Source organism: Streptomyces sp. NPDC031474, from assembly GCF_055581185.1.
This window is the reverse complement of record NZ_JBVIJX010000009.1, coordinates 142,108-168,211: the sequence shown is the minus strand read 5'-3', so window position 1 is coordinate 168,211 and position 26,104 is coordinate 142,108. Positions and strand designations below refer to the sequence as shown.

The window sequence follows — 26,104 nt, the reverse complement described above, 5'->3', positions numbered from 1 at the left end:
GGGCCCCGTGGGGCGGCGGCCTTCGCCGTGCGGTGGCTACCGGTGGTGTCAGGGGGCGCAGACGACGTAGATCGTGCCGCTGGCCGGGCCGCCGTTCGACTTCTGCCGGACGTTGCCCTTCCAGCCGACGGGCTTGCCGGAGGAGTTGCGCGTGGGCTCCGTACGGGCGACGTACATGCTCGCGACGACGTCGGCGCCGACGCCGCCGCCCGTCGCCGTCCAGCCGGACGGGCAGGAGATCGTGGTTTCGCCGCCGGTGAAGTACTTCGACTTGACGACGGAGGTGGCGACCGCGGCGTCGGCCGAGGACGAGGACAACGAGTCGAACGCGACCAGGGAGAGCAGGACCGAGGTGACCGCGGCCAGGGCGTAGACGGTCCGTCGGACAGCAGCGCTCATGTGTTTCCTCCGGTGAGGTGGAGAGTGACGGGTGACACGGGAATGCGCGCGCCATCCCGGGTCACGCCACCAGGTCACCAGCGCCGCGCACACGACACGCAGTCATCTCCGCAGATGATCACAACTCGCCGGAAGGTGATCAGTCGTCGTCGTGGAGTGGATGCTTCCGTCATGTCTGCCGAAGCCGGCGTCGGGTGTACGTTCGGCCCGCGCGGTGGCGCGCCTGCCCGCGCGGTGCCGGGCGCCGGAGGCGTCGGGTGTGATCGACGCCACGGGAACTGCCTCCCCGGCCCGGAGAGGTAGATGTGTGAGGTCCAACGATGACGACGACGGGCGTTTGCGCGGGCGCGTGCGGGGCGGGGAGCGTGAGGCGTTCTCCGAGCTGTACGAGCTGTATGCCACGGCCGTCTACCACCATGCCCTGCGGCTGACCGGTGACTGGTCGGTCGCCGAGGAGGTCATGTCGGAGACGTTTCTCGCGGCTTGGCGGGGGCGCGGGGACGTGGAGGCCGAAGGGGGGTCGTTGCGGCCCTGGTTGTTCGGGATCGCCACCAACAAGGCGCGCAACGCGGACCGGAGTCTTCGGCGGCGGCTCGCCTTTCTCGCCCGGCGGTCCGAGGCCGCGGCCGGAGCCGGAGCCGGAGCCGGAGCCGGTGAGGCTGTCGACGACTTCGCCGAGGACGTCGTCGGACGGGTCGACGACGCCCGCCGGCTCGCCGAAGTGCGACGGGTGCTGGGACGGCTCAGGCGGCACGAGCGGGAGGTCATCGCCCTGTGCGTGTGGGGCGGGCTCGACTACGCGCAGGCCGCCGAGGCTCTCGGGGTGCCTGTGGGGACCGTCCGGTCGCGGCTGTCGCGGGCGCGGGCCCGGCTTCGGGGCTTCGTGGCGGAAGTGGAGGAAGAGGAGGCGGGGCGCCGGAAACGCGCTGCACAACACTCGCATACGGGATTTATGGAACCGCGTGCCCGTCGCGGAGAGGTAGGGAGTGAGACCGCGTTCGCGGTCCTGCCCATTCAGGAGGAAGCCCGATGAACTCCACTCCGGAGGAACTCGACGAACTCGACGAACTCGAGGAACTCGAGGAACTCGAGGAACTCGGGGAACTGGCGCGGCTGTTGCCGGCCGGTCCCGTCGAGCGAGGGCTGCCGTCCGGGCGTCACTCCCATCACAAGGACGTTCTGATGCAGCTCATCGACCATGACCGTGACCGGCGGGACGCGATGGACGGCGTGCGCTCTCTGCCGAGGCCCCGCCGGTGGTCGCGGCCCGCGCTCGTCGCCGGGGCCGTCGCCGTCGCGCTGGCGGCCGGGCTCACCGTCGGGATCGGCGCGGGGCAGCACGAGGGGGGTGGTGGCACGGCGGCTCGGGCGGGCGCCGGCCGTACGGGCGGCGCGGACAGCGGCGGTGGTCACAGCGCCGGCGTGACCCTCGACCGTATCGCCGCTGTCGCCATGCGGACCGACGTCGAAGCGGTGGGCGAGGACCAGTTCGTGTACGTGCGGAGCAGGACGGCCGGGAACGAAGGCGTCTTCGAGGGACCAGTCAAGCTGGGGAAGCTGCACGAGCGGCAGGTGTGGTTCTCGCAGCGGGCGGGGTCCACGATCGACGTCGGGCTGATCCGCGAGGACGGGCAGGACTGGCCGATCGAGGTGGGCGTGCCGGACGGCACCGATCCGAAGGACGCCGGCTACCCCGCCGGGATCGAACGGCCCACCTACGCCTGGCTCGCCTCCCTGCCCACCGATCCCGGCGCGCTGCTGAAGCTGCTCTACGAGGAGACGCCGCGGGACGAGACCCGCAAGGACCGGGGTCAGGCCGTCTTCAACCAGATCGGCGACCTTCTCAGGGAGCAGATCATGCCCTCCGCCAACGCCGCCGCCTTCTACCGGGCCACCGCCCGCATTCCCGGCGTGACCGAGCTGCCCGACGCCGTCGACGCGGCGGGACGGCACGGGATCGCGATCGCCCGTGAGGACACGGCGGACGGGACCCGCACGGAGTGGATCTTCGATCGCGCGACCCTCGACTACCTCGGCGAACGCACCGTCTTCAGCCGGGACACCGAGCGTGCCGAGGCCGGGACGGTCCTGTTCACCAGCGCGGTGCTGGACCGCGCCGTCGTCGACAGGCGCGGTCAGGTCCCCGGCGACCGCCGTCGGGCCGGGCGGAGTTAGCCCGAGGGCGGCGGGGCTTGTGGCGTGATCTCTGAGGCTCTGAGGCCGACCGAGACTGACGACGGCGCTGCGCTTCACCTCTGCCTCGCCGCAGCCGCAGCCGCAGCCGCCGTGCGGACTCTCCTCGTGCGGCCGTGCTCGGCCAGGAAGGCGAGGGCGGGGGCCGGGACGCCCGGGGTCTCCGCGAGTCTGCGTTGCAGCCAGTCGGAGGCGGTGAGCAGGACCTCGGCCGTCGCCGGGTTCCAGGAGGGGTCGGCGGTGACGGTGTGCAGGACGGTCCACTCCCGGAGGCGGGCGGTGAGGAAGGGGTCGTCGCGTACGAGCTCGGCCAGCGGGTCCGTCCAGGTCTGCCAGGTCGTGTCGTCGGAGCGGTGGAGCGTCGCCGCCCTGCGGTCCAGGTGCCGGAGCACCGCCGCGCGGGCCATCTGGCGGTCCGGGTCGGTGAGGACGCGACGGACCAAGGTCGCCTCCTCTGCGGGCGGGACCCGTTCGAGGGCCCGCAGGTACTCGGCGAACCTCGCGTGTTCCGGGGGTTCGCCTGGTTCGGGTTCAGGGAGTTCGGGGACAGCGCGCAGGAAGGTCGTCACCGCCTCGTGCAGGGCCGCAGGGCGGTCCAGGTGGACGTCGTGGGAGGCGTCCGGGATCACCGTGACGTGGGTGTCGGCGGGGCGACGGGTCTGCATCCGGCGTTGTTCCTCGGCCGGCATCGTGCCGTTCTCGCCGCGGACCACCAGGGTGGGGCAGGTCACCCGGGACCACTCCTCCCAGTAATCCCGCGTGGCGAGTTCCGCCACCGCCGCGACCATCGTGTCGCGGTCGACGCGGGCGTACCCACCCGCACCCGTCCCGCCCGCATCCGTCCCACTGCCGCCCGTATCCGTCCCGCTGCCGCCCGTCCCGCTGCCGTCCGGTCGCCAGTCCAGGCCTCTCGCCCAGGCCTCGTGGCCGAGGAAGGCGACGGCCTGACCGAAGGTCGGGAACGGGGTCGGCCAGCTGTCCAGCCAGCTCCCTATCTGCTCGGGCAGTTCCGGGTCGCCGCCCGCCGGGCCCGCCTCCACCAGGATCAGGGAGCTGACGCGGGACGGGTGCGCCGCCGCCGTCAGCAGGGCCGTCAGGCCGCCCAGGGACTGGCCGAGGAGGATCGCCGGGGGAAGGCCGAGCCCGTCCAGGAGCGCTACGGCGTCCCGTACCGCGGCCGCTCTCGTCATGTCGGCCGGGGTGCGGGTGCTCGCGCCGTGGCCTCGGGCGTCGTATCTCACCACGCGGTGGCCGTCGGCGAGGAGACGGGCGGTCAGGTCGTCCCATTCGCCCTGGTGGCCCGCCAGTCCGTGCAGGAGCAGGACCGGGGGCGCCGTCGCGGGGCGGGGAGGGGTCTCGTCGCGGTAGGAGAGGTGGATTCCGTCGGGGGTGGTGAGGGTGCAGGGCGTCACGTCGGAGGTCCGTCCGTCCTGGGGTGGGTTTCTGGCACGGCTGGCTTGGTCTCCTGTATAGCCCTCCTCCTGCATAGCCCTCCCGTATGGCCCTCCTGCATAGCCCTCCCGTATGGCCCTCCTGTATAGCCCGGAGGTCGGCCCGACGGGCCCGCCCGTTAGCCTCGGGGCGACGGAAATGGGAGGCAGGCGGACATGGCGAAGATGGCGAAGACGGCCAGGATTCCCAGCGCGGCGATCGCCGCGGGTGGGCTGGTCGGCGGGTTCGGTGTGGCCCGGTGGACGAAGAAGCGGCAGCTCGGCGGGGTCGTCCTCGCCGCCGCGGGGGCCGCGGCGGCGCAGCAGTGGCGGCGGCAGGCCGGCGGGAAGGCCGCGGGCGCGTTGACGGCGGCGTACGTGGCCGCCTTCGCGGGGTCGCATCCGCTGGCGAAGAAGGTGGGCGCCTGGCCGTCGGTGTTCGGCGTGGCGGGCGCGGTCGCGCTCGCGTCGTGGGCGGTGGCGGACCGGCGCGCCTGAGCGTCAGCGGCGGCCGGTCTCGGCAGGAGTACGGGCGACGGGCGGGATTTCGTCGGTCCGCCGGTCCGCCGGTCGTGTCTTCAGCGCCCACCGCGGTCGAGGGCGGCGACATCGCGTACGGCCTCGGCGACGGCCGTGAAGTCCTTCTTCAGGATCGCACCGTGGTTGCTGGCGACCTTCGCGCCGAGCTGGATGTTCGGGTTGCGTTCGAACGCCTGATCGAGGCCGGCGCGAATGCGTTCTTGCTCATCGCCCTTGCTTCCGAAGGACGACCCCGAAGCGAGCACATACCGCACCGGGACGGTGATGCCGTCCAGCACGGGACCCAGTTCGCGCTCGCGGGAGAGCCTGCCGAGCTCGATGTTGCTGGTCGCCTGCTGGTCGGCGGTCATCCGCGGGGTCAGGCCCGTCGGGCGCAGCAGCGGCGTGAACCAGCCCATCAGCCGAAACAGCTTCCGGATCCGCTGCTCCATGGCCTCGTCGAGCCAGTCGTACGGCTGCGCGCCGTCCACCAGGACCGCGCCCAGGGCGCGGTCGGGATTCCGGCCGGCCCAGTGCGCCCCGACGAACGCCCCGTAGGACCAGCCCACCACCAGCGCCCGGTCCACGTCCCTGGCCGCGAGAACGGCATCGACATCCCGGACGGCGGCCTCGAAGGAGTAGTCCGCGGAACGCTTGGACTTCCTGCCGCGGGCCCGTTCGTCGTAGGTGATGTGCCGCCACCCCGTCCCCAGTTCGGCGATGACCCGCCGCCAGTACCCCTGAGTGGCGAACTGGCCGTTGAGGTAGACCACGGGGACACCGGGACCGCCGGTGTCGGTGACGGCCAGTGCCGTGTCGTCGACCGGCACCATGCCGGTCCACTTCACATCGGTCGAGGAAGTGCTGTTCTTCGTCATGACGGCGCTCCTTGGGAGACTGAGGGTCGGAGGCTGAGGGTCAAAGGCTGCGGGCGGTGACGTCGCCGTGGGCGGTGGTCGCGTGGATGGTCAGGCCGGCGGTGCCTTCGGTGTTCCTGAGCGAGTTGTGGATCCGGCCGTAGCCGGTGCTCGCGTCCAGCGAGGCGGAGACTCCGTGGGCGGCGCCGACCGACACGTCGCCCATCCCGGTGCGCAGCACGACCGAGCCGCACACCGCTTCGGCGATGTGGATGTCGCCCTTCTGGGCGCTGATCTCCGCAGGGCCGCCCAGGCGGCCGACCGAGACGTCGCCGGCGAGGGCGGTGAGGCGCACGCTCGTGGCCTCGTCGAGCTTGGTCGTGCCGTGCGCACCGTCGAAGGCGACGTCGCCGAGCCGTCCGACGGCGCGGAATTCGGCGCCGGCCGCCTTCGCCTCGACGCGGGAGCCGGCGGGCAGCTTGACGGTCACCTCGATGGATCCGGAGGGGCCGAGGATCTGGTTCGTCGCCGCCGAGGTCGCGATCCGCAGGACGCCGTCGGCGTATTCGACCCTGGTCTGCTCCGCGGCCTTCACGTCGCGGCCCTTCGTGGCGTTCGCGGGCAGGACCTCGACCGTGGTGTCGTTCCGGTCGGCGGCGATGAGCTGGACGCGTCCCGCGGGGATGTCGAGGACGGCGGAGATCGGGGTGGGGGTGTCGTACTTCTGCATCGTGCTCTCCTCTTGCGCCTGTCGTTTCTGACATCGGAAAAGCTACGTAGCGTTCAGAAATCGCGCAACAGGTTCGTTGCTTAGAACTTGCATCAATGCAGGTAGAAGGTCAAGTATCGTTGCAACGGATATGAGCGCAACGCAACGTCGGTCGTTCGAGTCGTTGCATTGGGTGAGGAGTGAACGCTATGTTGGAGGCATCACGGAGCACAAAGGAGATCGCGATGCCGGGAGGCAGACTCACCCAGCAGGAACGCCAGCAGATCGCGCTGGGGCTGGCCGACGGGCTCGCCTACGCGGAGATCGGCAGACGTCTCGACCGCCCCACCTCGACGATCACGCGTGAGGTGATGCGCAACGGCGGCCCCACCGCCTACCGCGCCGACCTCGCCCACCGCGCCACCGAACGCCGCACCCACCGCCGCCGGCAGACCGCGCCGCCACACCCCCACACCCCCGCACAGGCCCACGGACGCGACCCCGAGGCGGTACGCGAGTACGAGGAGACCTTCACCACCCTCCTCATGCAATCGGGCCTGCCCAAGATGATGGCCCGGGTGCTGACCTGCCTCTTCACCACCGACGCGGGCAGCCTCACCGCGTCCGAACTCGCCCAGCACCTCCAGGTGAGCCCGGCGTCCATCTCCAAGGCGATCACGTTCCTCGAAAGCCAGGGCCTCGTGCGCCGGGAACGCGACGAGCGCCGCCGCGACCGCTACGTCGCCGACGGCGACGTCTGGTACCAGTCGACGATCGCCAGCGCCCGAGCCAACACCCAGCTCGCCGAGACCGCACGGCAGGGCGTCGCCGTCCTCGGCCGCCACACCCCGGCCGCCGCCCGCCTGGAGAACATCGCCCGCTTCGTCGACTTCATCGGCGAGAGCATCATCCGCGCCGCGGAACAGGCCCGCGAGATCCTCTACGCCACACCCGAATACGCCACACCCGAACCCGGCACGCCCTCGGACCCCGCCGTCGAGCCAGGATCGGACCGCGGATAGACAGCGCGGCGACCGTCCAGGTCCCGCTTCGCGACCAAGCCCCCCGGGCGTCGGTCGTCGGGTTTTCGTTATCGGCTCCGCCCCCGTGCGTCTCCCGTGCATGCATCTGACTCGTCCTCGACAGATCAGCGTCAGCCGCCGGAGCATGCTGAAGGCCGCGGGTGTGGCCGCCGGTGCAACCGCCGTCGGTGTCACCGCGGCACCGCCCGCGTCCGCGGCGGGCTACGCGCACCCCGGCCTGCTGCACACCGGCGCCGACCTGGCACGCATGGCCACGAAGGTGAAGGCCGGCGCCGCGCCCTACACGGCCGGGTACGCCAGGCTCACCGCCAACCGGCATGCGCAGAGCGGCTGGACGGCCAACCCGCAGGCGACCGTGTACCGGGGCGGGGGCTCGCCGCAGAACTACACGACCCTCTACAACGACATCCACGCCGCCTACCAGAACGGTCTGCGTTTCCACGTCGGCGGGGACAGCGCGTACGCCGACACGGCCGTCGCGATCCTCAACGCCTGGTCGGCGAAGCTGACGTCGTTGCAGGGCTCCGCGGACCGGTTTCTCGCGGCCGGGCTGTACGGCTACCAGTTCGCCAACGCCGCCGAACTCGTCCGCGACCACGACGGCTTCGAGCTCGAACGCTTCCAGAAGATGCTGACCACCGTCTTCTCCCCGCTCAGCGAGGACTTCCTGACCCACCACAACGGTGCCGTCATCACCAACTACTGGCCCAACTGGGACCTCACGGCCATGGCCTGCGTCCTGGCCACCGGCATCTTCTGCGACGACCGCGCCCAGGTGGAGCGGGCCGTCGAGTACTTCAAGAGCGGCGCGGGGCTCGGCGCCGTCAGGAACGCGATCCCCGTCGTGCACGACGACGGCCTCGCCGAGTGGCTGGAGGCCGGCCGCGACCAGGGGCACGCGCTGCTCGGCGTCGGCCTGATGGGCACGTTCTGCGAGATGGCCTGGAACCAGGGCATCGACCTCTACGGCTACGACGACAGCCGCTTCCTCAAGGGCGCCCAGTACGTGGCCAAGTGGAGCCTCGGCGGCGACGTCGCCTACACCGCCAACACCCGCAGGAAGGGGGCGATCGGGGGCTGGTCCGGCAAGGAGACCGCCTCGGACGCGGCGGGCGTCGACCCGGCGATGACCCGGCCGATCTGGGCGATGATCGCCAACCACTACACCAAGCGCCGGGGACTGTCCGCCCCCTACCTCACCCGGATCGCCGCCAAGGCCGCGCCCGAGGGCGGCGGCGGGGACTACGGCCCCAACAGCGGCGGCTACGACCAACTCGGCTTCGGCACCCTGGCGTTCACCCGGGACAGGTCGACGACGAACGCCGCGGACACCCCGGCGTCGAGCGGCGCCTCGGCCGTCCCCTCCGCACCCGGATCAGCCCCCTCCGCGTCCGGGTCCCCTTCGGCGACCCCGGCCAACGCGCCGTCCGCCGCCGGAGGGCACGGCGACCTCGCCGCCACCGGCTCCACCGACGTCGTCGCCTGGACCGCCACCACCGGCCTCACCGCCCTGGCCGGCGGCCTCCTGCTGCTGCGCCGCCGCGGCCGCACCCGGGGCGAGACGGAGTAGAGGACGGAGTAAAGGACGGAGTAGAGACACGCCCCCCCCGAGGCGAGGAGCCGGACACAGGCGGCCACGGGCTCAAGCTGTGGCCTTGCGTGGGCGCGGGCCGGACGGTCCCGGGCCGCCCGGTGTCGTCGGCTTCGCCGCCTTGCGGGCCTTGGTCGCCGCCGCGGTCAGGGGGCGGGCGATGTCCTCCAGGGAGCGGCGTTCGGCGTTCACCGCCAGGAACGCCGCCACCAGGCCCGCCGCGCACATCAGGGTCGCGCCGATGCAGAAGGCCAGGACGGTGTCGCCGACCTTGCCGGTGTCGGTGAGGTCGGCGAACAGCAGGGGGCCGCTGATGCCGCCGGCGGCGGTGCCGAGGGCGTAGAAGAAGGCGATGGACATCGCGCGGGTCTCCATCGGGAAGACCTCGGAGACCGTGAGGTAGGCGCTGGAGGCGCCGGCCGACGCGAAGAACAGCACCGCGCACCAGCAGGCCGTCATCGTGGTCGCGGTCAGCGTGCCCCGGTCGAACAGCCAGGCCGTGGCGAACAGCAGCAGACCGGAGAGAAGGTACGTCGACGCGATCATCACCCGGCGGCCGACCGTGTCGAACAGCCTGCCCAGCAGCAGCGGGCCGCAGAAGTTGCCGATCGCGATGACGGCGAAGTAGTAGCCCGTGTTGCCGCTCGGCACGTCGAAGAACGTCGTCAGGATCGCGCCGAAGCCGAAGGTGATCGCGTTGTAGAGGAAGGCCTGGCCGATGAAGAGGGCGAAGCCGAGGATCGAGCGGCGCCGGTAGTCGGAGAACACCGTGCGGCCGATCTCGACGAAGGAGACGCTGCGGCGCTGATGGATCGTGAGCTCGCCCTCCGGGCGGGCCAGGGGAGCGTCCCGTTCGGCCTCGATGCGCCGTTCGATCGACGTCACGATCTCCTCCGCCTCCCGGTCCCGGCCGTGGATCAGCAGCCAGCGGGGGCTCTCCGGGACGTGTCGTCGTACGAGGAGGATCACCAGGGCGAGGACGGCGCCGAGCGCGAACGTCAGCCGCCAGCCCACGTCCGCCGCGAAGACGTCCGTGTTCAGCGCGACGATCGACAGCAGCGAACCGGCGACCGCGCCCAACCAGAAGCTGCCGTTGATGATCAGGTCCACGCGCCCGCGGTACTGCGCCGGGATCAGCTCGTCGATCGCGGAGTTGATGGCCGCGTACTCGCCGCCGATGCCGAAGCCGGTGAGGAAGCGGAAGAGCAGGAACCACCAGGTGTCGAAGGAGACGGCGGTCAGGGCGGTGGCGGCCAGATAGACCGCCAGGGTGATCATGAACAGGTTCTTGCGGCCCCACTTGTCGGTCAGCCGGCCCCAGAAGAGGGCGCCGGCGCAGGCGCCCGCCACGTACAGCGCGGCCGCGATGCCGGTGACCTGGCCGGAGGTGATCGGCAGGCCGCTGCCGGGCTCCGACAGGCGGCCGGCGATGTTCCCGACGACCGTGACCTCCAGGCCGTCCAGGATCCACACGGTGCCCAGTCCGATGACGATCGTCCAGTGCCAGCGCGACCAGGGCAGGCGGTCGAGGCGGGCGGGGATGTCGGTGGTGACGGTACGGCCGGTAGCGGCCTGCGCGGTGGTCATGGGCTCCCTCCACATCGAGCGAACCTCGGCCGGGTTCCCGTCACCACCGCTGTTACGCCACCGGCGCTTCACGCACGCAGTCGTGTCACACCCGCAGTCGTGTCACGCCCCCAGCCGTGTCATGCCCCCGGCCGTGTCACGCCCCCAGCCACCGCGCCACCGCGTAGATGACCAGCCCGGCCAGCGAGCCCACCACCGTGCCGTTGATCCGGATGAACTGCAGGTCGCGGCCGATGTTGGCCTCGATCTTGCGGGTCGTGTGCTCCGGGTCCCAGCTCGCGACCGTGTCGGTGATCAGGGAGGTGATCTCGCGCCGGTACGTCGTCACGACGTGCACCGCCGCACCCTCGACCCAGTTGTCGACCTTGTCCTGAACCTTGCGTTCGGTGGCCATCCGCGCGCCCAGGGACAGCAGCGAGGCCCGTACGCGCAGGCGCAGCTCGCTGCGCTCGTCCTCCGCCGCCGCGACGATCATGGAGCGGACGGCGCTCCAGGCGGACGCGATCAGGTCCTGGACCTCGCCGCGGCCCAGCACCTCGCCCTTGAGCCGCTCCACCCGCGCCCGGGTGTCCGTGTCGGACTGCAGGTCGGAGGCGAAGTCGCTGAGGAAACGGTCGAGGGCGCCGCGCGCCGGGTGGGTCGGCATGTCCCGCATCTCCGCGCAGAAACGCAGCAGTTCCTTGTAGACGCGTTCGCCGACCTTCTTGTCGACGAACCGCGGGGTCCAGCCCGGCGCCCCGCCCTGCACGGCGTCCATCACCGAGTCGGCGTGCAGCACCAGCCAGTCGTGCGCCCGGGTCACCACAAGGTCGACGGCCCGCCGGTGGCCGCCGTCCGCGACGACCTTCTCCAGCATCTTCCCGATGCCCGGCGCGATCTCCTGGGCGTCCGCCCGGCGCGTGATCGCCTCCCCCACCACCGCCTGCACGTCCGAGTCGCGCAGCACGGTCAGCGCGCCCCGCAGCGCGGTCGCAAGCTCCGCCGTCACCCGGTCGGCGTGCTCGGGCTCGGCGAGCCAGGAGCCCAGCCGGGTGCCGATGCCGACCGCGCGCAGCCGCTGCCGTACGACGTCCTCGGAGAGGAAGTTCTCGCCGACGAACTCGCCCAGCGAGACGCCCAGCTGGTCCTTCTTGTTCGGGATGATCGCGGTGTGCGGGATGGGCAGGCCCAGCGGGTGCCGGAAGAGGGCGGTGACCGCGAACCAGTCGGCGAGCGCGCCCACCATGCCCGCCTCCGCGGCCGCCGCCACATAGCCCGCCCAGGCACCCGCGCCCCGGTGGGAGGCCCACTCGGCGAGGACGTAGACCACGGCCACGAACAGCAGCAGCCCGGCCGCGGTGAGCTTCATCCGGCGCACGCCGCGCCGGCGCTCCTCGTCCGCCGGAGTGAAGGAGGTCATGGCGCGATAGGACGTGGTCCCGTCCGGCGCCGCCGCTTCGCTACGTTCCATTTGCTCCACCCGTTCGGTGATCCCGCACACATTGTCCCTTCCTGACCGACTCCCGGAACGGAACAGGAGTTCCCGGCGTCTGTAGGACGGGAGGTCAAGGGTGAGCTCCTACCCCCGTTCCGGAGCGTTCCGCTCCCCTCGCCTAGGAGAACCACGCCCGCATGACCAGGCGTCACGGTGGTGTGCTGCTGTCCGCGATCACCGCCCTGATCGTGGCCCTGTCCGCCGCGATATACGTCGGAGCCGCCGCCGACCACGGCCCCGGCCCGCGCACGGACACCGCCCTCGCCGCACCCCCCGGCGCCCACGACGCGGCCCCTGTCTCGACGGGCGTCTGGGTCGGCGCCTGGGCCGCCGCCCCGGCCGGCGCCGAACCCGGCACCGCATCCGACGGCATGGCGGGCCGCACGGTCCGCAACGTCGTGCACACCGGCGTCGGCGGGACGAGTGCCCGCGTCACCCTGTCCAACCTCTACGGCGCCGGCCCCCTCACCGTCACCCACGCCACCCTCGCCGTCGCCGCCGGCGACGACAGCGCCGCCGCCGACCCCGACACCCTGCGCCGGCTCACCTTCGGCGGCGCCACGACCGTCGTCGTCCCGGCGGGCGGGCAGACCGTCAGCGACGCCGTCACCGTCGCCGTCCCGTCCGACGCCGACGTCCTGGTCAGCACCTACTCCCCCACCTCCGCCGGCCCGGTCACCTTCCACCCGCGCGCCCGGCAGACCAGCTACGTCGCCGAGGGCGAGTCCACCGAGGACGTCACCGGCGCCGCGTTCACCGACACAAGCCCGTACTGGCGCTATCTGACCGCGCTGGACGTGCTCAGCAACGAGGCCGACGGCACCGTCGTCGCCCTCGGCGACTCCATCACCGACGGCGTCACCTCCACCGCGGGCGCCAACCGCCGCTGGCCCGACGTCCTCGCCGACCGGCTGCGCACAGCCGGGCCCTCCCGTGGCGACACGCCCCGCTACGGCGTCGTCAACGCGGGCATCAGCGGCAACCGGGTCCTCGCCGACGACCCCCGCCGCGGCGCGAGCGGCCTGAACCGCTTCGCCCGGGACGTCCTCGGGGCGACCAACGTGAAGGCCGTCGTCATCGACCTCGGCATCAACGACATCCTGCGCGGCGAGCAGCCCGCCGCCCCGCGGAGCATCGTGGCCGGCCTGCGCACCCTCACCGACCGCGCCCACGCACACGGCGTCAAGGTCGTCGGCGCCACCCTCACCCCGTTCCGCGGCCACCGCGGCTACACCGCGGCCCGCGAGGACGTACGGCAGCGCGTCAACGCGGCGATCCGTGCGGGCGGGGTGTTCGACGAGGTCGTCGACTTCGACAAGGCGCTGCGCGACCCCTACGACCCGCGCAGCCTGCGCGCCGAATACGACTCCGGCGACCATCTGCACCCCAGCGACCGGGGCTACCGCAAGCTGGCGCAGACCGTCGCCCTGCCGAAGCCGGCGGGCTCGGCGCCGGCGGCACTCTAGGGCCGCCTGTCCGGCGGAACCGCGGGACGCACGGGGGCGGTTCTCAGTAGTCGCCGTAGCGGCGCCTGTCCCGCTCCTCCCGGCGTTCCCGGTGCCGCTCGCGCCGCTCCTCGTGCCGCTCCCGGTGCTCCTCGCGGCGGTCACGCATCATGTCCCGGTGACCGTCCAGCATCCGCCGGTGGGCCTCGTGGACGTCGTCCCGGAAGCCGGCGTGCAGCTCGCGCATCGCCGTTTTGCGGTCCAGCTTCTCCTGCCGGCGCGCGGCCTTCGTCTTCTTGCGCTCGACGCCGACCCCGCCCCAGAACGCGAACCCGGTGACGACCACCCGCGGCGCGCCCGGATCCCCCGCCACGCCCGTCGCCCCGTCGTCGAAGCCGCCCATCACACCGATCCCGCGGACGACGACCTCGACGCCCGGCGGCACGATGATCTGCACCCCGCCCATGATCGCCACACAGTTGATCACGACCTCGCCGGCGGCGAAGTCCGCCTCGCGCAGGTCGATCTCCCCGCCGCCCCAGAAGGCGAAGCAGTCGAACCGCCGCGGGACCGTCCAGCGGCCCCGGCGCTGGAACCCCGACATCACGGCCACGGCCCACGTCGACGAGCCCTCGCCGCCCACGATCCGCCCGGCCCAACTGCCGTCCGCCGGCGACTCCTTGCTCAGCGACACGACCGGCGGGGGCGTGACCCCGGCGACCGGCAGATCCCGGGTGATCGGCGCCAACTCCCCGTACGTGCGCGCCTTGTACGTCTGGTCGAGCCGCTCCTCGAACTCCGTCATGTCGAGCCGGCCCTCCGCGACGGCGTCCCGCAGGACCTCGGCGACCCGCTCACGATCGGCGTCGGAGGCACGGAGTTCGGCGGGACCCGGGACTGCGTCGGGGAGACCCGGGACCCCTTCGGGAGAACCGGGGACTGCGTCGTCGTCGGTCATATCAGCAGCCTACGAGGTCCCGGGCCCGGGCACTACGCTCTCCTGTCCCACCGCGCGTCCCGCCGCCTGTTCCGCCGCCCGCTCGCCCTCGCGCTCGGCGTACATCTTCGCGATCACGGCCTCGATGTCGGGCTCCCGCACCGACAGGTCCACCAGCGGATACTCCGCCGCGATCCGCGCGACCAGCGGAGCCGCCGACTGCGCCGCGGGGAACGCCAGCCACTGGCGCGGACCGTCCACCTTCACCACCCGCGCCGCCTCCCCCACCTCGATCGGCGGCAGCTCCCGCTCCAGGTCCACCACCAGCGTCCGCTCGCTCTCGCCCGCCTCGTGCAGCCCCGCCAACGCACCGTCGTAGACCAGCCGGCCGTGGTCGATGACCATCACCCGGGAGCACAACTGCTCGATGTCCTGGAGGTCGTGCGTGGTGAGCAGCACCGTCGTGCCGCGCTCGGTGTTCAGCTCCCGCAGGAACTCCCGTACCCGCGCCTTGGAGACCACGTCCAGGCCGATCGTCGGCTCGTCGAGATACAGCACCTCGGGATCGTGCAGCAGCGCCGCCGCGATGTCGCCGCGCATCCGCTGCCCGAGCGAGAGCTGACGCACGGGAACGTCCAACAGGGCGGACAGGTCGAGGAGTTCGACCAGCCGGTCGAGGTTCTCGCGGTAACGGCCGTCCGGGATGCGGTACATGCGGTGCATCAGCCGGTAGGAATCGATGAGCGGCAGGTCCCACCACAGGGTCGTCCGCTGCCCGAACACCACCCCTATCCGGTGCGCCAGCCGCGTCCGCTCACGGGACGGGTCGATGCCCGCGACCCGCAGCCGGCCGCCGCTCGGCGTGAGGATCCCCGTCAGCATCTTGATCGTCGTCGACTTCCCGGCGCCGTTCGGCCCGATGTAGCCGACCATCTCGCCGCGCGCCACGGTGAAGGAGATCGCGTCGACCGCCCGCACCCGGCGCACCTCCCGCCTGAGGAACCCGGTCTTCTTGCGCACGTCGAAGACCTTCTCGACGCCGTCCAGTTCGATGAAGCGCCCGTCCGCCGCGTCCGTCCCGTCCGCCGCGCCTGTCATGCCCGCCATGCCCGCCATCTCTGTCACGCCCTAGCTCCCGGTGCTCCGATACGTCCGCAGACCCGCCCGCCACGCCCACCCCGCCAGCACACAGCACACCGCCGCCACCAGCGGCGGCGCGAACTGGGCCCCCTCGGGCAGCCCCAGCGGATACGGCCGCCCCAACACATAGGCGGCGGGCACCCAGTTGACGAAGGCCAGCGGGAAGACGAAGGTCACCCCGCGCACCAGCTCCGTACCGAACACGGTCGGCGGATACTGCAGCATCGTCTGCCCGCCGAACGTGAAGGCGTTCTGCACCTCCGCCGCGTCCTGCGTCACGAACTGGAACGCCGCGCCCGCCACGAACACCGCCGAGAAGATCACCCCGCCGGACACCACCGTCAGCGGCACCAGCAGCACCTTCAGCGGGGTCCAGGCGACATCGAGGGCGACCAGCGCATAGCCCAGCACCAGCAGCCCCTGCGTGATACGGCTGATCCGGCGCAGCGCGAAACGATCCGCGGCGACCTGGGCCAGCACCGGCGCGGGACGCACCAGCAGGGTGTCCAGCGTGCCGTCACGCACGCGCGTGCCGAGCCGCCCCGCCGAGCCCATCGCAAGATCCGCGACCCCGAAGGCCGTCGCCGACAGTCCGTACAGGAACGCCACCTCGGGCAGCCCGTAGCCGCCGAGCATGTCGACCCGGGAGAACATCAGCAAGATCGCGACAAAGTCCAGACCGGTCACCAGCAGACCGCCCAGCACCGTCATCACGAAGGACAACCGGTAGGCGAGCGTGGAGCGGATCCACATCGCGGAGATCAGCGCGTAGGCCCGCAGGCCCTCCGTCAGACGGCCTCGTTCACCCACCCTGCACCACCACCCGGCGCGCCGCGGCCGACTGCACCAGCCGCCCCGCGCCCAGCAGCACCACGGCCCACACCGCCTGGAAAGCGAACACGGGCAGCGGATCGGCCTGCCCGAACAACAGGTCGGCGGGCATCTGCAGTTGCGCCGCCCACGGCAGCGCCATCACGATGTCGCCGTACGGCTCGGGGAACGCGTTCAACGGCAGCGCCATCCCCGAACAGAAGATCCCGGTGACCATCATCACCTGGATCGCGCCCGTGCCGTCGAGCAGCCAGAACCCGCTCAGCGCCACCAGGAACCGGATCCCGAAGCTCACCAGCATCGCCAGCACGAGCGCCAGGAGGAAGGCCAGCCAGGTCACCGGATCGGATGGCAGCGCCGTGGGGAAGAACACCGTCCCGAGGGCGAACGGGATCACTCCCCGCCCGACCAACTGGAACAGCGCCCGCCCCATGTCGTTCGCCAGCCACCACGCCTGCAGGTCCGCCGGCCGGTACAGGTCGATCGCCACCGCACCACTGCGGATCCGCTCCATGAACTCGATCTCGAAGCCGCCGCCCTGGATCGCCAGCGTCGCGTACAGCGCCTGCCCCAGCCACACATAAGTGACCGCCTGCGCCTGGTCGTAGCCCCCGAGGTGCGGCCGCTCGTCCCACAACGCCAGGTATGTGTAGACGAGGATCAGGCCGAAAACGGTGTTCGTGAACACTCCGGCGGCCGTGGCCACCCGGTAGGTCGCGTACCTTCTGAAACCCCCCGCTGCGACGGCCGCGTACAAACGCGCCGATCCCAAGGCAACCGTCCCCCTCGCCCGCTAGTCATCCTTGGCGTCCTCTTCGACACCGAAGCGCAGGAGCCTAGTGCGCACCTCCGGTCGCATGCCACGCGTTTTCCGGGCACGACGTGTGACGGAACGCGCGCCGATTGCCGGGAACGGTTCGCTCGGTGCGAGAGTCTTCAGCAGGGGGCGCTCAACGCGTACGAGGCGTACGAGGCGTACGGGCGTTACGAGACGTAAGAGACGTAACAGACGTAAGAGGCGTTAAAGGCGTACGGGAACGTACGACGCGAAACAGGAGTCCTGCAACACATGAGTGACGAGCCGCAGCCGCAGCAGCCGACCGAGGGCTCACCAGGAAGGCCCCAGGCGGGTGACGGAGGAAGTGGCCCGGACGGCACGGAAGCCGGGGAAGGCAAGGAGGGCAAGAAGGTGAAGCGACCGAGGCGCACCGGCTGGCGCCGCCTCCTGCCGACCTGGCGGATGGTGCTCGGCACGTTCGTCATCGGCGTCCTGCTGATCGTCGGCCTGTTCTTCCTCGGCTACTCGATGGTCAAGATCCCACCGGCCAACGCGCTCGCCACCAAGCAGTCCAACGTCTACCTCTACGCCGACGGCACCGAGATCGCCCGCGACGGCAAGGTCAACCGCGAGAACGTCGGCCTCGCCCAGATCTCCAAGGACGCCCAGCACGCCGTCCTGGCCGCCGAGGACCGCGACTTCTACACCGAGTCCGCCATCGACCCCAAGGCGATGCTGCGGGCCGGCTGGAACACCGCCCTCGGCAAGGGCAAGCAGTCCGGCTCCACGATCACCCAGCAGTACGTGAAGAACTACTACCTCGCGCAGGAACAGACCGTCACCCGCAAGGTGAAGGAGTTCTTCATCTCCATCAAGCTGGACCGCGAGACCTCCAAGGACGACATCCTCGAGGGCTACCTCAACACCAGCTACTTCGGCCGCAACGCCTACGGCATGCAGGCCGCCGCCAAGGCCTACTACGGCGTCGACGCGAGCAACCTCACCCCCGCCCAGGGCGCCTACCTCGCCGCGCTGGTCAACGCGCCCAGCGAGTACGACGTCATCGCCCACCCCGAGAACAAGGCCGCCGCGCAGGCCCGCTGGAACTACGTCCTCGACGGCATGGTGACCAAGGGCTGGCTCAGCCAGGCGGCCCGCACCGGCATGAAGTTCCCCACCCCCAAGGAGACCTCCGGCGCCGACACCGGGATGTCCGGTCAGCGCGGCTACCTCGTCAACGCGATCAAGGACTACCTGCGCGAGAACAAGATCGTCACCCAGGACGAGCTCGACTCCGGCGGCTACCGCATCACCACCACCCTGCAGAAGTCCAAGCAAAACGCCTTCGTCGACGCCGTCAAGGACAAGCTGATGGCCAAGCTGGACCCGAAGGAACGCAAGGTCGACTCCTACGTCCGCGCGGGCGGCGCCGCCGTCGACCCCAAGACCGGCAAGGTCCTCGCCCTGTACGGCGGCATCGACTACGTCAAGCAGTACACCAACAACGCCACCCGCCGGGACTTCCAGGTCGGCTCCACCTTCAAGCCCTTCGTGTTCGCCTCGGCCGTCCAGAACGACTCCACCACCCAGGACAACCGCCGGATCACCCCGAACACGATCTACGACGGCACCAACAAGCGCCCCGTCCAGGGCTGGAGCGGCGGCACCTACGCCCCCGAGAACGAGGACTACTACAACTACGGCGACATCAACGTGCGCACCGCCACCGACAAGTCGGTCAACTCGGTGTACGCGCAGATGGCCGTCGACGTCGGCCCCGCCAAGGTCAAGCAGACCGCGGTCGACCTCGGCCTGCCGACCGCCACCCCCGACCTCCAGCCCTACCCCTCCATCGCCCTCGGCACGGCCAACGCCAGCGTCCTGGACATGGCGGAGGCGTACGCCACCCTCGCCAACCACGGCAAGCACGGCGTGTACACGCTGATCGACAAGGTCACCAAGGACGGCTCCGACGTCATGGAGCTGCCCAAGCCCAAGGCCTCCCAGGTCGTCAGCCGCGAGGCCGCCGACACCACGACCGCCATGCTGCAGAGCGTCGTCGAGAACGGCACCGCCACCGAGGCCCAGGCCGCCGGCCGCCCCACCGCCGGCAAGACCGGCACCGCCGAGGACGACCAGGCCGCCTGGTTCGCCGGCTACACCCCCGACCTCGCCACCGTCGTCGCCGTCATGGGCCAGGACCCGCAGACCGCTCACCACAAGTCCCTCAAGGGCGCCATGGGCCTGCCCCGCATCAACGGCGGCGGCGCGCCCACCCAGATCTGGGCCCAGTTCACCAAGAACGCCCTGAAGGGCACCCCCGTCTCGGACTTCAACCTCAAGATCCAGGACGGCGGCGAGGAGTCCGCCTACCCGTCCACCCCGCCCTCCTCCGCGGACGACACCTCCGGCGACACGGACGACGACGGCACCACCGGCGACACCACCAAGGGCCAGACGCAGGGCCAGGGCGAGACCCCCGGCCAGACCAACGGCGCCACGACGAACGGCAGCACGACCGGGAACACCGCCGGCCCGGCGACCACGGGCGGCACGCCCACCGCCGACGGCGGCACCACGACCGGGACCGCGGACGGCGGCACGGGCGACGGCGGCGCGGCGGACGGGGGGACGGGCGACGGCGGCGCGACCACCGACGGCGCGACCGGAGACCCCGGCACCTCGTCGGGCACCACAGCCGGCCCCCAGCTGACGGCCACGGGCTGGGACTGACCTCAGCGGCCGTCCGACAGGACGACGGCAGAGGGGCCGGTGACGATGGTCACCGGCCCCTCTGCCGTCGTCCAGAGGTTCTGGACGTACTGGAGGTTCTGGAAGCTTCTGACGGTTTCTAGAGGTACAGGCCGGTGGTGTCCTCGGACCCCTCGAACCGGTCCGCCGCCACCGCGTGCAGATCCCGCTCCCGCATCAGCACATACGCGACGCCCCGCACCTCGACCTCCGCGCGGTCCTCCGGGTCGTACAGCACCCGGTCCCCCGGCTCCACGGTCCGTACGTTCTGCCCCACCGCGACGACCTCCGCCCAGGCCAGCCGGCGACCGACGGCCGCGGTGGCGGGAATCAGAATGCCGCCACCCGAACGCCGCTCGCCCTCGCCGGTCTCCTGCTTCACGAGCACACGGTCGTGCAGCATCCGGATGGGCAGCTTGTCGTGCTGGGAACTGTGGTCGTTTCTGTTGGCGCTCACACCACTGAACCTACCTGCCCGAAGCGGATCCGTGAGCGAGCGGGGTGCAGGCGGATGCGGCGCGGGCGGGCCGGGTACGGGCCAGTGGGCGGGCGCCCTTGTCAGCCCCTGCGGCGCCGCCCGCTGAGCGCGAGCAGTCCCACGACCCCGACGACCACGAGCGCCACGGGCACGACCCGCTCCAGCCGAGGCGCGCCCTCGCCGTCCACGAACTGCGCCCTCACCTCGGTCACGACCCGGTTGACCTGCACATAGGCCTTCCCGAGGGTGTGATCGACGTTGGCGACGACCTTCGCCTTGGCGTCCCCGACGATGGTCTTCGGATGCACCCGCACCCCGATCTCGTCCAGCGTCTCCGCCAGCACCTCGCGGCGGGCCCTGATGTCCGCCTCGATCTGCGCCGGGGTTCTGGTGTCCGACGTCTCCGCCACGGTAAGGCCTCCGAAGTCAGCTGTGTCTTGTTCCGCACAGTCTGTCAGCTCCGCCCGTCACCGCACTGTCAGGACCGTTCCTAATCAGTGAGCAGGAGTGAGTACTGCACCCATACCTGGTCACTGCGGACATCCCGAACGGTTTTGGGTGCCCTGGTCGCCCGCGTACTCTCCACGTCCGGCGGCACGGATCGTGTCCGTGGTCCGGGAACGCGGGGGCGGGGTCCCTCACGCCCCAGGGTTCCCGGCCCGGCCTGGACGGTCCGATGCCCGCGCACATCGCTCTGGTGTGCACGGGGCGGTGCCGTCCGTCGCCGGATCGGGCGCCCTTGGGCGCGTCGCCCGATCGCGATGCTCGCGGCATCGTGACGGGTGGTCTTGCGGGTCTTCGAGGCCATGGGGCGCTGCCAGTGCTGGGCGCCCCAGCGGGAGGTGTAGGCCGGATCCACGGCGATGACGGCGATTCCGGTGGCGTCGGCCATGGACGTGAGCCGGGCACGGAGCTTGCCGGTCGGCAGGCCGGAGATGAGCTGCCGGAAGCGCTTGCGGCGGCCGTGTTTCTCCCGGGTCTTCTCGGCGGTGAAGTCGAGGTCTTCGACGGCGATTGCTTTGACGCCGCAGGTCTTGGCCCAGTTCAGCAGCCGGGACAGGGCGTGGCGGACCTGGGCGTCGCGGTGATCCCGGGTGCCGGACAGGTCGTAGAAGAAGCGGCGCGGGTCTCCTACGGGGTTGCCGTGGACGTCGAGGCGCCAGGCGGAGAGGTGGTCGGCGTTGGCATCGACCCCGATCACGCCGTCGGCCAGGGCCGCGGCCATCTGGATGGTCCGAGAGACCGGAATCTGCCAGGAGGCGTCCACGTACCAGCGGCCGCGGTGCACGTCGTAGTGGATGCGGTAGGCCACCGCGCGGTTCGCTTCCACGCGGTCGGCCCACTCGGCGCCACGGTGCGGAAACCGCACCGTGCAGGCCAGGACGTACCGGCCGTGCTTGGCGTTGGCCAGGCCGGAAAGCGGCGCGGGCAGTTTGACGCTGATCCCGCCGTCCGGGGTGACGCGGATCGTCTCGTTGCCGTACCGCTTGCCCGATTCCCCGTCGGCTGACAGGAACCAGCGCGCCGTCTGCCATCGCTGACGCCACTGCGCCTCGCTGAGCTGGGCGGCGTCGAGGCGTTGGCGGGCGCCCAGCAGGCGTTTGCCGCCGCGTGCCACGCGAACGCGTCCGGCCTCGCGGTCTGCCCGAACCTGTTCGAGCCGGTCTTCGAGTACATGCAGGCGGCGTGTCTTGTGGAACCATTCCTGCGCCGACCGGTAGCCGCCGGGGGAGCGCTTGGTTCCCTTCTCGCCGACCGGCACGGAAAGACGGTGCCGAAGCGTCCTGATGCCGGCTTCGAGGGACTGGATGTGAGCCGACTGCCCGCGCCGGGCGAGCGCCCACTGATCGTGCGTGGCCTTGGTGATGCTGCCCGCCCACCTGGACGACGAGTCGGCCGTCAGACCCCGCTTCCGGGCCGCCCACGTCTCGGTGGAGTGCTTCAGGCCGTCAGCGCAACGCGCTTTGAGGTCCTTCGAGGCGAGCGAGCCCAGGTGCGCCCCCACCAAGCGCAGAACCTTCTCGTCCTCAGGCGTGAGGTCCTTGAGCCGGGTCCGGATCGCCACACCGGAAGGGCCGGGAACAATGAACGGCACGGCCACCTCGCGCAGCCCGCCCATGCCCCTCACCCCCGCCCGATGCCGCAGATACCTCACCGCACAACGAGCCTCTCCCTCAAAGGTCACGCATTCGACCCGAGAACTCCCGTTCCATCGAACGCGCGCGTCGTAGCCGCAGCGCTTACTCATGCACGCTCAAACGTGCCCAAGCACTGTCAACCGGCAGCAGTTCCCAACCCCCGGTTACGCTGGACCGATGAGCGAGCGACTCCAGCCCGGGGACGTGGCCCCCGCCTTCACCCTCCCGGACGCCGACGGCAACGAGGTGTCCCTGTCGGACCACAAGGGCCGCAAGGTCATCGTCTACTTCTACCCGGCCGCCCTGACCCCCGGCTGCACGAAGCAGGCCTGCGACTTCACCGACAACCTCGACCTCCTGACCGGGGCCGGGTACGACGTCATCGGCATCTCCCCCGACAGCCCCGAGAAGCTGGGTAAGTTCCGCGACAAGGAGTCCCTGAAGGTCACCCTCCTGGCCGACCCCGAGAAGACCGTCACCGAGGCCTATGCCGCGTACGGCGAGAAGAAGAACTACGGCAAGACGTACATGGGCGTCATCCGCTCCACGATCGTGGTCGACGAGCAGGGCAAGGTCGAACGGGCCCTGTACAACGTCCGCGCGACGGGCCACGTAGCCAAGATCATCAAGGACCTGGGCATCTGAGCCCACCTCCCCCTGCCGACGAGCGGCCCGCACCGGAATCCCCGGCCGCGGGCCGCTCGCCCGTTTCGGGCATGACCGTCCGATAACCGACCGTCAGCGAGGCGTCTCACCGAGAGCGGCCCGCAGCCAGTCAAGCGAGCCGGTTTCCAGCACGGCGTCCGCGAGGGCCTGACCGCTCTTTGTGGTGATCCGGCCGCGGCTGTTGTCGATCCAGCGTTGCGCGTGGGCGTATCCCTGATCGCGGTACTCGATGCCCTGGATCATGCACTCGAACTTGTCCGCGTCCCGGGCGCAGACGGCCTCCGGGGACTCCTTCGCCTCGTACTCGCCGACCAAGGCGCGGACGGCGTCGGCCAGACCCTCGGGCATGTCTGCAACCTGATCGGCGGTGATCGCACGCGGGTCCACCTCGCCCTGGGTGTACTTCTTGCCCAGGTGGTTCACGTCGCCGGTGCGGGTCTCCTGGGAGTCGTGCCATACGGCGAGGAGTGCGGCTCGGGCCGGGTCGGCGCCTTCCATCTGGGCGATGATCGAGGCGATGAGGGCGGTGCGCCAGGAGTGATCCGCTACGGACTCCGGGTCCTTGACGCCGGCCATCCACCAACCGGACCGCCTGGTGTTCTTGAGCGTCCCCGCCTCGAACAGGAAGCGAGCCACCGCAGTCAGCTCCTGGTCCTCGGACACGGTCGGGCTCCTCTCACGCCTCGGCGAGGCGGATTGCGTACCGGATGCTCTCCAACTCCCGCCGCGCACGCGACGAGAGGTCTCCGCCATCCAACATGATCGGGAGCCTCTAGATGCGGGCTGGGACGGTCGGCCCGGTCCTCACCGTGCTGCACGCCGGCCGCGCGGCCGGCGCCATCGGCCCGATGGAGACCATGACCGATCCCAGCGGAGCCGTCCGCCTGCTACCCCAGTACTTCGGCGTGCTTCCCCAGTACCGCGGCTGCGGGTACGGACGGGCTCTGTGGCGCGCGGCGATGCGCTGGGGGCACCAGCACAGTGCGGCGTACCAGCTCCTCCAGACCGAGGTGGGAGGCGCGTCCGACCGTCTCTGTGCGGCTGAGGGGCTGGCATCGCTCGGGTTCGTCAAGCAGACGGATGCGTGACGGGCCTGCGGGACTGTGACGGCCGTGGTGGTAAGCGGCCTGCGCCGGGATGGCCCCGGGGTAGGCAGCTTTACATTTCGGGCGTGACTGTCCGATAAGCGGTTCGTTACTCCGTACGAGACCACGAACGGGTGGTCGGAGACGGAGGGGATTTCGATGGGCGCGAGCACGTACACCCGAGAGCGGCTGGAGGAGGCGGCTCGGGGGGCACGGACGCTGTCGGAGGCCTGCAGGAGGCTGGGGGTGGAGCCTGGGAGTTCCAGGCGGAACTACATCCGGGAACGGATGACGAAGCTGGGGGTGGATACGTCGCACTTCGAGCGGGAGGGGGTGAAGTGGACCAGGGAGGTCCTGGAGTCGGCGGTCGCGGCCTCGACGAACATGTGCGAGGTACTGCGGCAGCTCGGGCTGGAGGTGGTCGGCGGCCACCACACGCACATCAGCCGCCGGATCAAGGCCTACGGGATCGACACGTCGCACTTTCAGGTACCACCACGAGGTGGCGACGCGAGGCACCGTCGGACACCTGGAGCCTTGCTCGTAGAGCTGCAGGGCGTTCAGGGGGCCCGACGCGTTCCAAGCGATCGCCTCAAGCGCGCGTTGCTGGCGCAGGGGATGGAAGAGCGTTGCGCCCTGTGCGGGATCGAGGCGCTGTGGCAGGGACAACCGCTTCCGCTGGAGGTCGACCACATCGACGGCAACTGGCGCGACAACCGCATCGCCAATCTGCGCTTCCTCTGCCCGAATTGCCACTCCACAACGGACACCTACCGAGGGCGCGGCAAGCGGCCTGCCAGGGATGACCGATGAGACGCCCCCGACCCACTCACGACGTACTGCGCGAGGCGGTCGCCCAGTCCGCATCCCTCAAAGAAGTGCTGCGACATCTGGCTCGCCCCGACAACCACTGGCAACGTGCGCTGCTGCGTGAGTGGATGGCCGAAGCGGGCATCTCGACGGAACACTTCCTAGGGCAGGGGCACCGGCGCGGCAAACGGAGCCACAACGCCAAAGGCCCCGATGAAATCCTGGTCAGCCACGAAGGCAACCGCCGGACGGACACCGCGCAGCTACGCCGTGCGCTCCAGGAGATCGGAGTGCCGGAACAGTGCGCGGGCTGCGGCGTCGCCCCCGAGTGGCTCGGCAAGCCCATGACTCTGGAGGTCGATCACATCAACGGGGACTGGAGCGACGACCGGCGGGAAAACCTGCGGTTGCTCTGTCCCAACTGTCATGCGGTCACGAGTACCTGGTGCAGGGGAGGCAGAAGGCGCCGGGCAACTCCCGGTACGATGACAGACGGCTAGCGGCGGTGGTGCAACTGGCGACACAGCAGACTTAGGATCTGTGGCCCTTGATCGGGCTTGAGGGTTCGAATCCCTTCCGCCGCACATGAGCGGCCTGCGAATCGAAGGATCGATGCGCAGGCCGTCTCCGTGTCCGGCTCAGCCCAACAGCTCCCGAATCACCGGCACCAGCCCTCTGAACGCCTTGCCCCGGTGGCTGATCGCGTTCTTTTCCGTCGGTGTCAGTTCCGCGCAGGTGCGGGTGTCGCCGTCCGGCTGGAGGATCGGGTCGTAGCCGAAGCCGTTCGTGCCGGTCGGGGTGTGGCGGAGTACGCCTCTCAGGCGGCCCTCGACCACCCTCTCCCTTCCGTCCGGCAGCGCAAGTGCCGCCGCGCAGGCGAAGTGGGCGCCTCGGTGTTCGTCGGCGATGTCCGCGAGCTGGGCCAGGAGGAGTTCCAGGTTGGCCTTGTCGTCGCCGTGCTTGCCGGACCAGCGGGCCGAGAAGATGCCGGGCACGCCGCCCAGGACGTCGACGCAGAGGCCGGAGTCGTCGGCGACCGCCGGGAGGCCCGTTGCCCGGGCCAGGGCGTGGGCTTTCAGGAGGGCGTTCTCGGCGAACGTCACTCCTGTTTCCTTGACGTCGGGGATCTCGGGGTAGGCGTCCGCGCCGACGAGGTCGTGGGGCAGGCCTGCGTCGGCGAGGATCGACCTGAGTTCGGTGATCTTTCCGGCGTTGCGGGTGGCGAGGATCAGGCGGGTCATGG

The 26,104-nt window shown here is 70.8% G+C and carries 25 protein-coding genes, 1 tRNA gene and 2 pseudogenes; 12 read left to right on the top strand and 16 right to left on the bottom strand.

Features of this window, described 5'->3' with window-relative positions:
* Nucleotides 1–48: 48 nt before the first annotated feature.
* A complete protein-coding gene (locus ACZ5SK_RS20160; RefSeq protein ID WP_334579565.1) occupies nucleotides 49–399 on the bottom strand; it encodes a hypothetical protein in 351 nt (116 codons plus the stop codon).
* A 337-nt stretch (nucleotides 400–736) separates the two neighbouring features.
* On the opposite strand from ACZ5SK_RS20160, the gene ACZ5SK_RS20155 reads away from it, so the two are divergent.
* Nucleotides 737–1,432 carry an RNA polymerase sigma factor gene (locus ACZ5SK_RS20155; RefSeq protein ID WP_334581326.1) on the top strand — a complete coding sequence of 232 codons (696 nt, stop codon included), beginning with the start codon at nucleotides 737–739 and terminating at the stop codon, nucleotides 1,430–1,432.
* On the top strand, nucleotides 1,429–2,574 hold the full coding sequence (locus tag ACZ5SK_RS20150; protein WP_468576375.1) for a CU044_5270 family protein: 1,146 nt from the start codon (nucleotides 1,429–1,431) through the stop codon (nucleotides 2,572–2,574). Before ACZ5SK_RS20155 ends, ACZ5SK_RS20150 begins: the two co-directional genes overlap by 4 nt.
* A 74-nt stretch (nucleotides 2,575–2,648) precedes the next feature.
* Here ACZ5SK_RS20150 and ACZ5SK_RS20145 read toward each other — a convergent pair whose 3' ends face one another.
* Nucleotides 2,649–4,004, bottom strand: a complete 1,356-nt coding sequence (locus tag ACZ5SK_RS20145) for an alpha/beta fold hydrolase (protein ID WP_468576373.1) — start codon at nucleotides 4,002–4,004, stop codon at nucleotides 2,649–2,651.
* Nucleotides 4,005–4,208: 204 nt separating this feature from the next.
* Between ACZ5SK_RS20145 and ACZ5SK_RS20140 the strand changes: the two genes are divergently transcribed.
* Nucleotides 4,209–4,520: a hypothetical protein gene (locus ACZ5SK_RS20140; protein WP_334581325.1), complete on the top strand. Its 312-nt coding sequence runs from the start codon at nucleotides 4,209–4,211 to the stop codon at nucleotides 4,518–4,520.
* A gap of 80 nt (nucleotides 4,521–4,600) precedes the next feature.
* Here ACZ5SK_RS20140 and ACZ5SK_RS20135 read toward each other — a convergent pair whose 3' ends face one another.
* Together ACZ5SK_RS20135 and ACZ5SK_RS20130 are read right to left on the bottom strand one after the other, a co-directional pair.
* A complete protein-coding gene (locus ACZ5SK_RS20135) occupies nucleotides 4,601–5,419 on the bottom strand; it encodes an alpha/beta fold hydrolase (RefSeq protein WP_468576372.1) in 819 nt (272 codons plus the stop codon).
* Between the two features lie 40 nt (nucleotides 5,420–5,459).
* Entirely contained in the window at nucleotides 5,460–6,128 is a 669-nt protein-coding gene (locus ACZ5SK_RS20130; protein ID WP_361700946.1) for a DUF4097 family beta strand repeat-containing protein, read from the bottom strand.
* Nucleotides 6,129–6,352: 224 nt separating this feature from the next.
* Between ACZ5SK_RS20130 and ACZ5SK_RS20125 the strand changes: the two genes are divergently transcribed.
* Complete coding sequence (locus ACZ5SK_RS20125) at nucleotides 6,353–7,129, top strand: GbsR/MarR family transcriptional regulator (protein WP_468576370.1); 777 nt, start codon at nucleotides 6,353–6,355, stop codon at nucleotides 7,127–7,129.
* A gap of 145 nt (nucleotides 7,130–7,274) precedes the next feature.
* Nucleotides 7,275–8,720 carry an alginate lyase family protein gene (locus ACZ5SK_RS20120; RefSeq protein ID WP_468576368.1) on the top strand — a complete coding sequence of 482 codons (1,446 nt, stop codon included), beginning with the start codon at nucleotides 7,275–7,277 and terminating at the stop codon, nucleotides 8,718–8,720.
* Nucleotides 8,721–8,792: 72 nt separating this feature from the next.
* On the opposite strand, the gene ACZ5SK_RS20115 is transcribed toward ACZ5SK_RS20120, so the two are convergent.
* Complete coding sequence (locus ACZ5SK_RS20115) at nucleotides 8,793–10,328, bottom strand: MFS transporter (protein ID WP_468576367.1); 1,536 nt, start codon at nucleotides 10,326–10,328, stop codon at nucleotides 8,793–8,795.
* 136 nt (nucleotides 10,329–10,464) lie between these two features.
* The gene (locus ACZ5SK_RS20110; protein ID WP_361700958.1) at nucleotides 10,465–11,778 is read right to left on the bottom strand and encodes a DUF445 domain-containing protein; all 1,314 of its coding nucleotides are present in this window, start codon (nucleotides 11,776–11,778) and stop codon (nucleotides 10,465–10,467) included.
* Between the two features lie 161 nt (nucleotides 11,779–11,939).
* On the opposite strand from ACZ5SK_RS20110, the gene ACZ5SK_RS20105 reads away from it, so the two are divergent.
* Nucleotides 11,940–13,268, top strand: a complete 1,329-nt coding sequence (locus ACZ5SK_RS20105) for an SGNH/GDSL hydrolase family protein (RefSeq protein WP_457495085.1) — start codon at nucleotides 11,940–11,942, stop codon at nucleotides 13,266–13,268.
* 43 nt (nucleotides 13,269–13,311) lie between these two features.
* On the opposite strand, the gene ACZ5SK_RS20100 is transcribed toward ACZ5SK_RS20105, so the two are convergent.
* From ACZ5SK_RS20100 to ACZ5SK_RS20085, 4 genes are read right to left on the bottom strand one after another with little or no spacing between them, the layout of a single operon-like run.
* Nucleotides 13,312–14,205 carry a DUF1707 SHOCT-like domain-containing protein gene (locus ACZ5SK_RS20100; RefSeq protein ID WP_334579555.1) on the bottom strand — a complete coding sequence of 298 codons (894 nt, stop codon included), beginning with the start codon at nucleotides 14,203–14,205 and terminating at the stop codon, nucleotides 13,312–13,314.
* Nucleotides 14,206–14,214: 9 nt separating this feature from the next.
* A complete protein-coding gene (locus ACZ5SK_RS20095) occupies nucleotides 14,215–15,300 on the bottom strand; it encodes an ABC transporter ATP-binding protein (RefSeq protein WP_334581324.1) in 1,086 nt (361 codons plus the stop codon).
* A 12-nt stretch (nucleotides 15,301–15,312) separates the two neighbouring features.
* Nucleotides 15,313–16,077 carry an ABC transporter permease gene (locus tag ACZ5SK_RS20090; protein WP_457495097.1) on the bottom strand — a complete coding sequence of 255 codons (765 nt, stop codon included), beginning with the start codon at nucleotides 16,075–16,077 and terminating at the stop codon, nucleotides 15,313–15,315.
* A 49-nt stretch (nucleotides 16,078–16,126) separates the two neighbouring features.
* Entirely contained in the window at nucleotides 16,127–16,927 is an 801-nt protein-coding gene (locus ACZ5SK_RS20085) for an ABC transporter permease (RefSeq protein ID WP_334579554.1), read from the bottom strand.
* Nucleotides 16,928–17,224: 297 nt separating this feature from the next.
* Between ACZ5SK_RS20085 and ACZ5SK_RS20080 the strand changes: the two genes are divergently transcribed.
* Nucleotides 17,225–19,666: a transglycosylase domain-containing protein gene (locus ACZ5SK_RS20080; protein WP_468415511.1), complete on the top strand. Its 2,442-nt coding sequence runs from the start codon at nucleotides 17,225–17,227 to the stop codon at nucleotides 19,664–19,666.
* A gap of 118 nt (nucleotides 19,667–19,784) precedes the next feature.
* Here ACZ5SK_RS20080 and ACZ5SK_RS20075 read toward each other — a convergent pair whose 3' ends face one another.
* The 3 genes from ACZ5SK_RS20075 to ACZ5SK_RS20065 all read right to left on the bottom strand — a co-directional run bounded on the left by ACZ5SK_RS20075 (nucleotide 19,785) and on the right by ACZ5SK_RS20065 (nucleotide 22,281).
* Nucleotides 19,785–20,087 (bottom strand): GroES family chaperonin, encoded by a 303-nt coding sequence (locus tag ACZ5SK_RS20075; protein ID WP_244373722.1) that lies wholly within the window; start codon nucleotides 20,085–20,087, stop codon nucleotides 19,785–19,787.
* 155 nt (nucleotides 20,088–20,242) lie between these two features.
* Nucleotides 20,243–20,572, bottom strand: coding sequence for a DUF3618 domain-containing protein (locus tag ACZ5SK_RS20070; RefSeq protein ID WP_334579552.1), 330 nt, complete (start codon nucleotides 20,570–20,572; stop codon nucleotides 20,243–20,245).
* An 80-nt stretch (nucleotides 20,573–20,652) separates the two neighbouring features.
* Nucleotides 20,653–22,281 carry an IS200/IS605 family accessory protein TnpB-related protein gene (locus ACZ5SK_RS20065; RefSeq protein ID WP_468415509.1) on the bottom strand — a complete coding sequence of 543 codons (1,629 nt, stop codon included), beginning with the start codon at nucleotides 22,279–22,281 and terminating at the stop codon, nucleotides 20,653–20,655.
* 196 nt (nucleotides 22,282–22,477) lie between these two features.
* Here ACZ5SK_RS20065 and bcp point away from each other — a divergent pair, with 196 nt between their 5' ends.
* Entirely contained in the window at nucleotides 22,478–22,945 is a 468-nt protein-coding gene (gene bcp, locus ACZ5SK_RS20060; RefSeq protein WP_457495084.1) for a thioredoxin-dependent thiol peroxidase, read from the top strand.
* Between the two features lie 93 nt (nucleotides 22,946–23,038).
* On the opposite strand, the gene ACZ5SK_RS20055 is transcribed toward bcp, so the two are convergent.
* Nucleotides 23,039–23,629 carry an HD domain-containing protein gene (locus ACZ5SK_RS20055; RefSeq protein WP_457495083.1) on the bottom strand — a complete coding sequence of 197 codons (591 nt, stop codon included), beginning with the start codon at nucleotides 23,627–23,629 and terminating at the stop codon, nucleotides 23,039–23,041.
* 13 nt (nucleotides 23,630–23,642) lie between these two features.
* A pseudogene (locus ACZ5SK_RS20050) lies at nucleotides 23,643–23,738 on the bottom strand (transcriptional regulator); the annotation flags it as partial.
* Between the two features lie 4 nt (nucleotides 23,739–23,742).
* On the opposite strand from ACZ5SK_RS20050, the pseudogene ACZ5SK_RS20045 reads away from it, so the two are divergent.
* From ACZ5SK_RS20045 to ACZ5SK_RS20030, 4 genes and pseudogenes are all read left to right on the top strand, one after another.
* Nucleotides 23,743–24,054: pseudogene (locus ACZ5SK_RS20045) on the top strand (GNAT family N-acetyltransferase); the annotation flags it as partial.
* A gap of 156 nt (nucleotides 24,055–24,210) precedes the next feature.
* Nucleotides 24,211–24,864: an HNH endonuclease signature motif containing protein gene (locus ACZ5SK_RS20040; protein ID WP_334579548.1), complete on the top strand. Its 654-nt coding sequence runs from the start codon at nucleotides 24,211–24,213 to the stop codon at nucleotides 24,862–24,864.
* On the top strand, nucleotides 24,861–25,361 hold the full coding sequence (locus ACZ5SK_RS20035; protein ID WP_334579547.1) for an HNH endonuclease: 501 nt from the start codon (nucleotides 24,861–24,863) through the stop codon (nucleotides 25,359–25,361). The genes ACZ5SK_RS20040 and ACZ5SK_RS20035 overlap by 4 nt, the downstream gene beginning before the upstream one ends.
* Nucleotides 25,361–25,445, top strand: a tRNA-Leu gene (locus ACZ5SK_RS20030). The genes ACZ5SK_RS20035 and ACZ5SK_RS20030 overlap by 1 nt, the downstream gene beginning before the upstream one ends.
* 54 nt (nucleotides 25,446–25,499) lie before the next feature.
* Here the strand turns inward: ACZ5SK_RS20030 and rdgB are convergent.
* The gene (rdgB, locus tag ACZ5SK_RS20025; RefSeq protein ID WP_334579546.1) at nucleotides 25,500–26,102 is read right to left on the bottom strand and encodes an RdgB/HAM1 family non-canonical purine NTP pyrophosphatase; all 603 of its coding nucleotides are present in this window, start codon (nucleotides 26,100–26,102) and stop codon (nucleotides 25,500–25,502) included.
* Nucleotides 26,103–26,104: the final 2 nt, after the last annotated feature.

What these genes read in the sequence shown, in the direction of transcription:
- ACZ5SK_RS20110 (WP_361700958.1), bottom strand. Translation starts at nt 11,778, where the DNA reads ATGGAACGTAGCGAAGCGGCGGCGCCGGACGGGACCACGTCCTATCGC.
- ACZ5SK_RS20080 (WP_468415511.1), top strand. Translation starts at nt 17,225, where the DNA reads ATGAGTGACGAGCCGCAGCCGCAGCAGCCGACCGAGGGCTCACCAGGA.
- ACZ5SK_RS20125 (WP_468576370.1), top strand. Translation starts at nt 6,353, where the DNA reads ATGCCGGGAGGCAGACTCACCCAGCAGGAACGCCAGCAGATCGCGCTG.
- ACZ5SK_RS20140 (WP_334581325.1), top strand. Translation starts at nt 4,209, where the DNA reads ATGGCGAAGACGGCCAGGATTCCCAGCGCGGCGATCGCCGCGGGTGGG.
- ACZ5SK_RS20095 (WP_334581324.1), bottom strand. Translation starts at nt 15,300, where the DNA reads ATGGCGGGCATGGCGGGCATGACAGGCGCGGCGGACGGGACGGACGCG.
- ACZ5SK_RS20075 (WP_244373722.1), bottom strand. Translation starts at nt 20,087, where the DNA reads ATGCTGCACGACCGTGTGCTCGTGAAGCAGGAGACCGGCGAGGGCGAG.
- ACZ5SK_RS20160 (WP_334579565.1), bottom strand. Translation starts at nt 399, where the DNA reads ATGAGCGCTGCTGTCCGACGGACCGTCTACGCCCTGGCCGCGGTCACC.
- rdgB (WP_334579546.1), bottom strand. Translation starts at nt 26,102, where the DNA reads ATGACCCGCCTGATCCTCGCCACCCGCAACGCCGGAAAGATCACCGAA.
- bcp (WP_457495084.1), top strand. Translation starts at nt 22,478, where the DNA reads ATGAGCGAGCGACTCCAGCCCGGGGACGTGGCCCCCGCCTTCACCCTC.
- ACZ5SK_RS20065 (WP_468415509.1), bottom strand. Translation starts at nt 22,281, where the DNA reads ATGGGCGGGCTGCGCGAGGTGGCCGTGCCGTTCATTGTTCCCGGCCCT.
- ACZ5SK_RS20040 (WP_334579548.1), top strand. Translation starts at nt 24,211, where the DNA reads ATGGGCGCGAGCACGTACACCCGAGAGCGGCTGGAGGAGGCGGCTCGG.
- ACZ5SK_RS20130 (WP_361700946.1), bottom strand. Translation starts at nt 6,128, where the DNA reads ATGCAGAAGTACGACACCCCCACCCCGATCTCCGCCGTCCTCGACATC.
- ACZ5SK_RS20150 (WP_468576375.1), top strand. Translation starts at nt 1,429, where the DNA reads ATGAACTCCACTCCGGAGGAACTCGACGAACTCGACGAACTCGAGGAA.
- ACZ5SK_RS20115 (WP_468576367.1), bottom strand. Translation starts at nt 10,328, where the DNA reads ATGACCACCGCGCAGGCCGCTACCGGCCGTACCGTCACCACCGACATC.
- ACZ5SK_RS20135 (WP_468576372.1), bottom strand. Translation starts at nt 5,419, where the DNA reads ATGACGAAGAACAGCACTTCCTCGACCGATGTGAAGTGGACCGGCATG.
- ACZ5SK_RS20105 (WP_457495085.1), top strand. Translation starts at nt 11,940, where the DNA reads ATGACCAGGCGTCACGGTGGTGTGCTGCTGTCCGCGATCACCGCCCTG.
- ACZ5SK_RS20100 (WP_334579555.1), bottom strand. Translation starts at nt 14,205, where the DNA reads ATGACCGACGACGACGCAGTCCCCGGTTCTCCCGAAGGGGTCCCGGGT.
- ACZ5SK_RS20035 (WP_334579547.1), top strand. Translation starts at nt 24,861, where the DNA reads ATGAGACGCCCCCGACCCACTCACGACGTACTGCGCGAGGCGGTCGCC.
- ACZ5SK_RS20120 (WP_468576368.1), top strand. Translation starts at nt 7,275, where the DNA reads ATGCTGAAGGCCGCGGGTGTGGCCGCCGGTGCAACCGCCGTCGGTGTC.
- ACZ5SK_RS20090 (WP_457495097.1), bottom strand. Translation starts at nt 16,077, where the DNA reads ATGTGGATCCGCTCCACGCTCGCCTACCGGTTGTCCTTCGTGATGACG.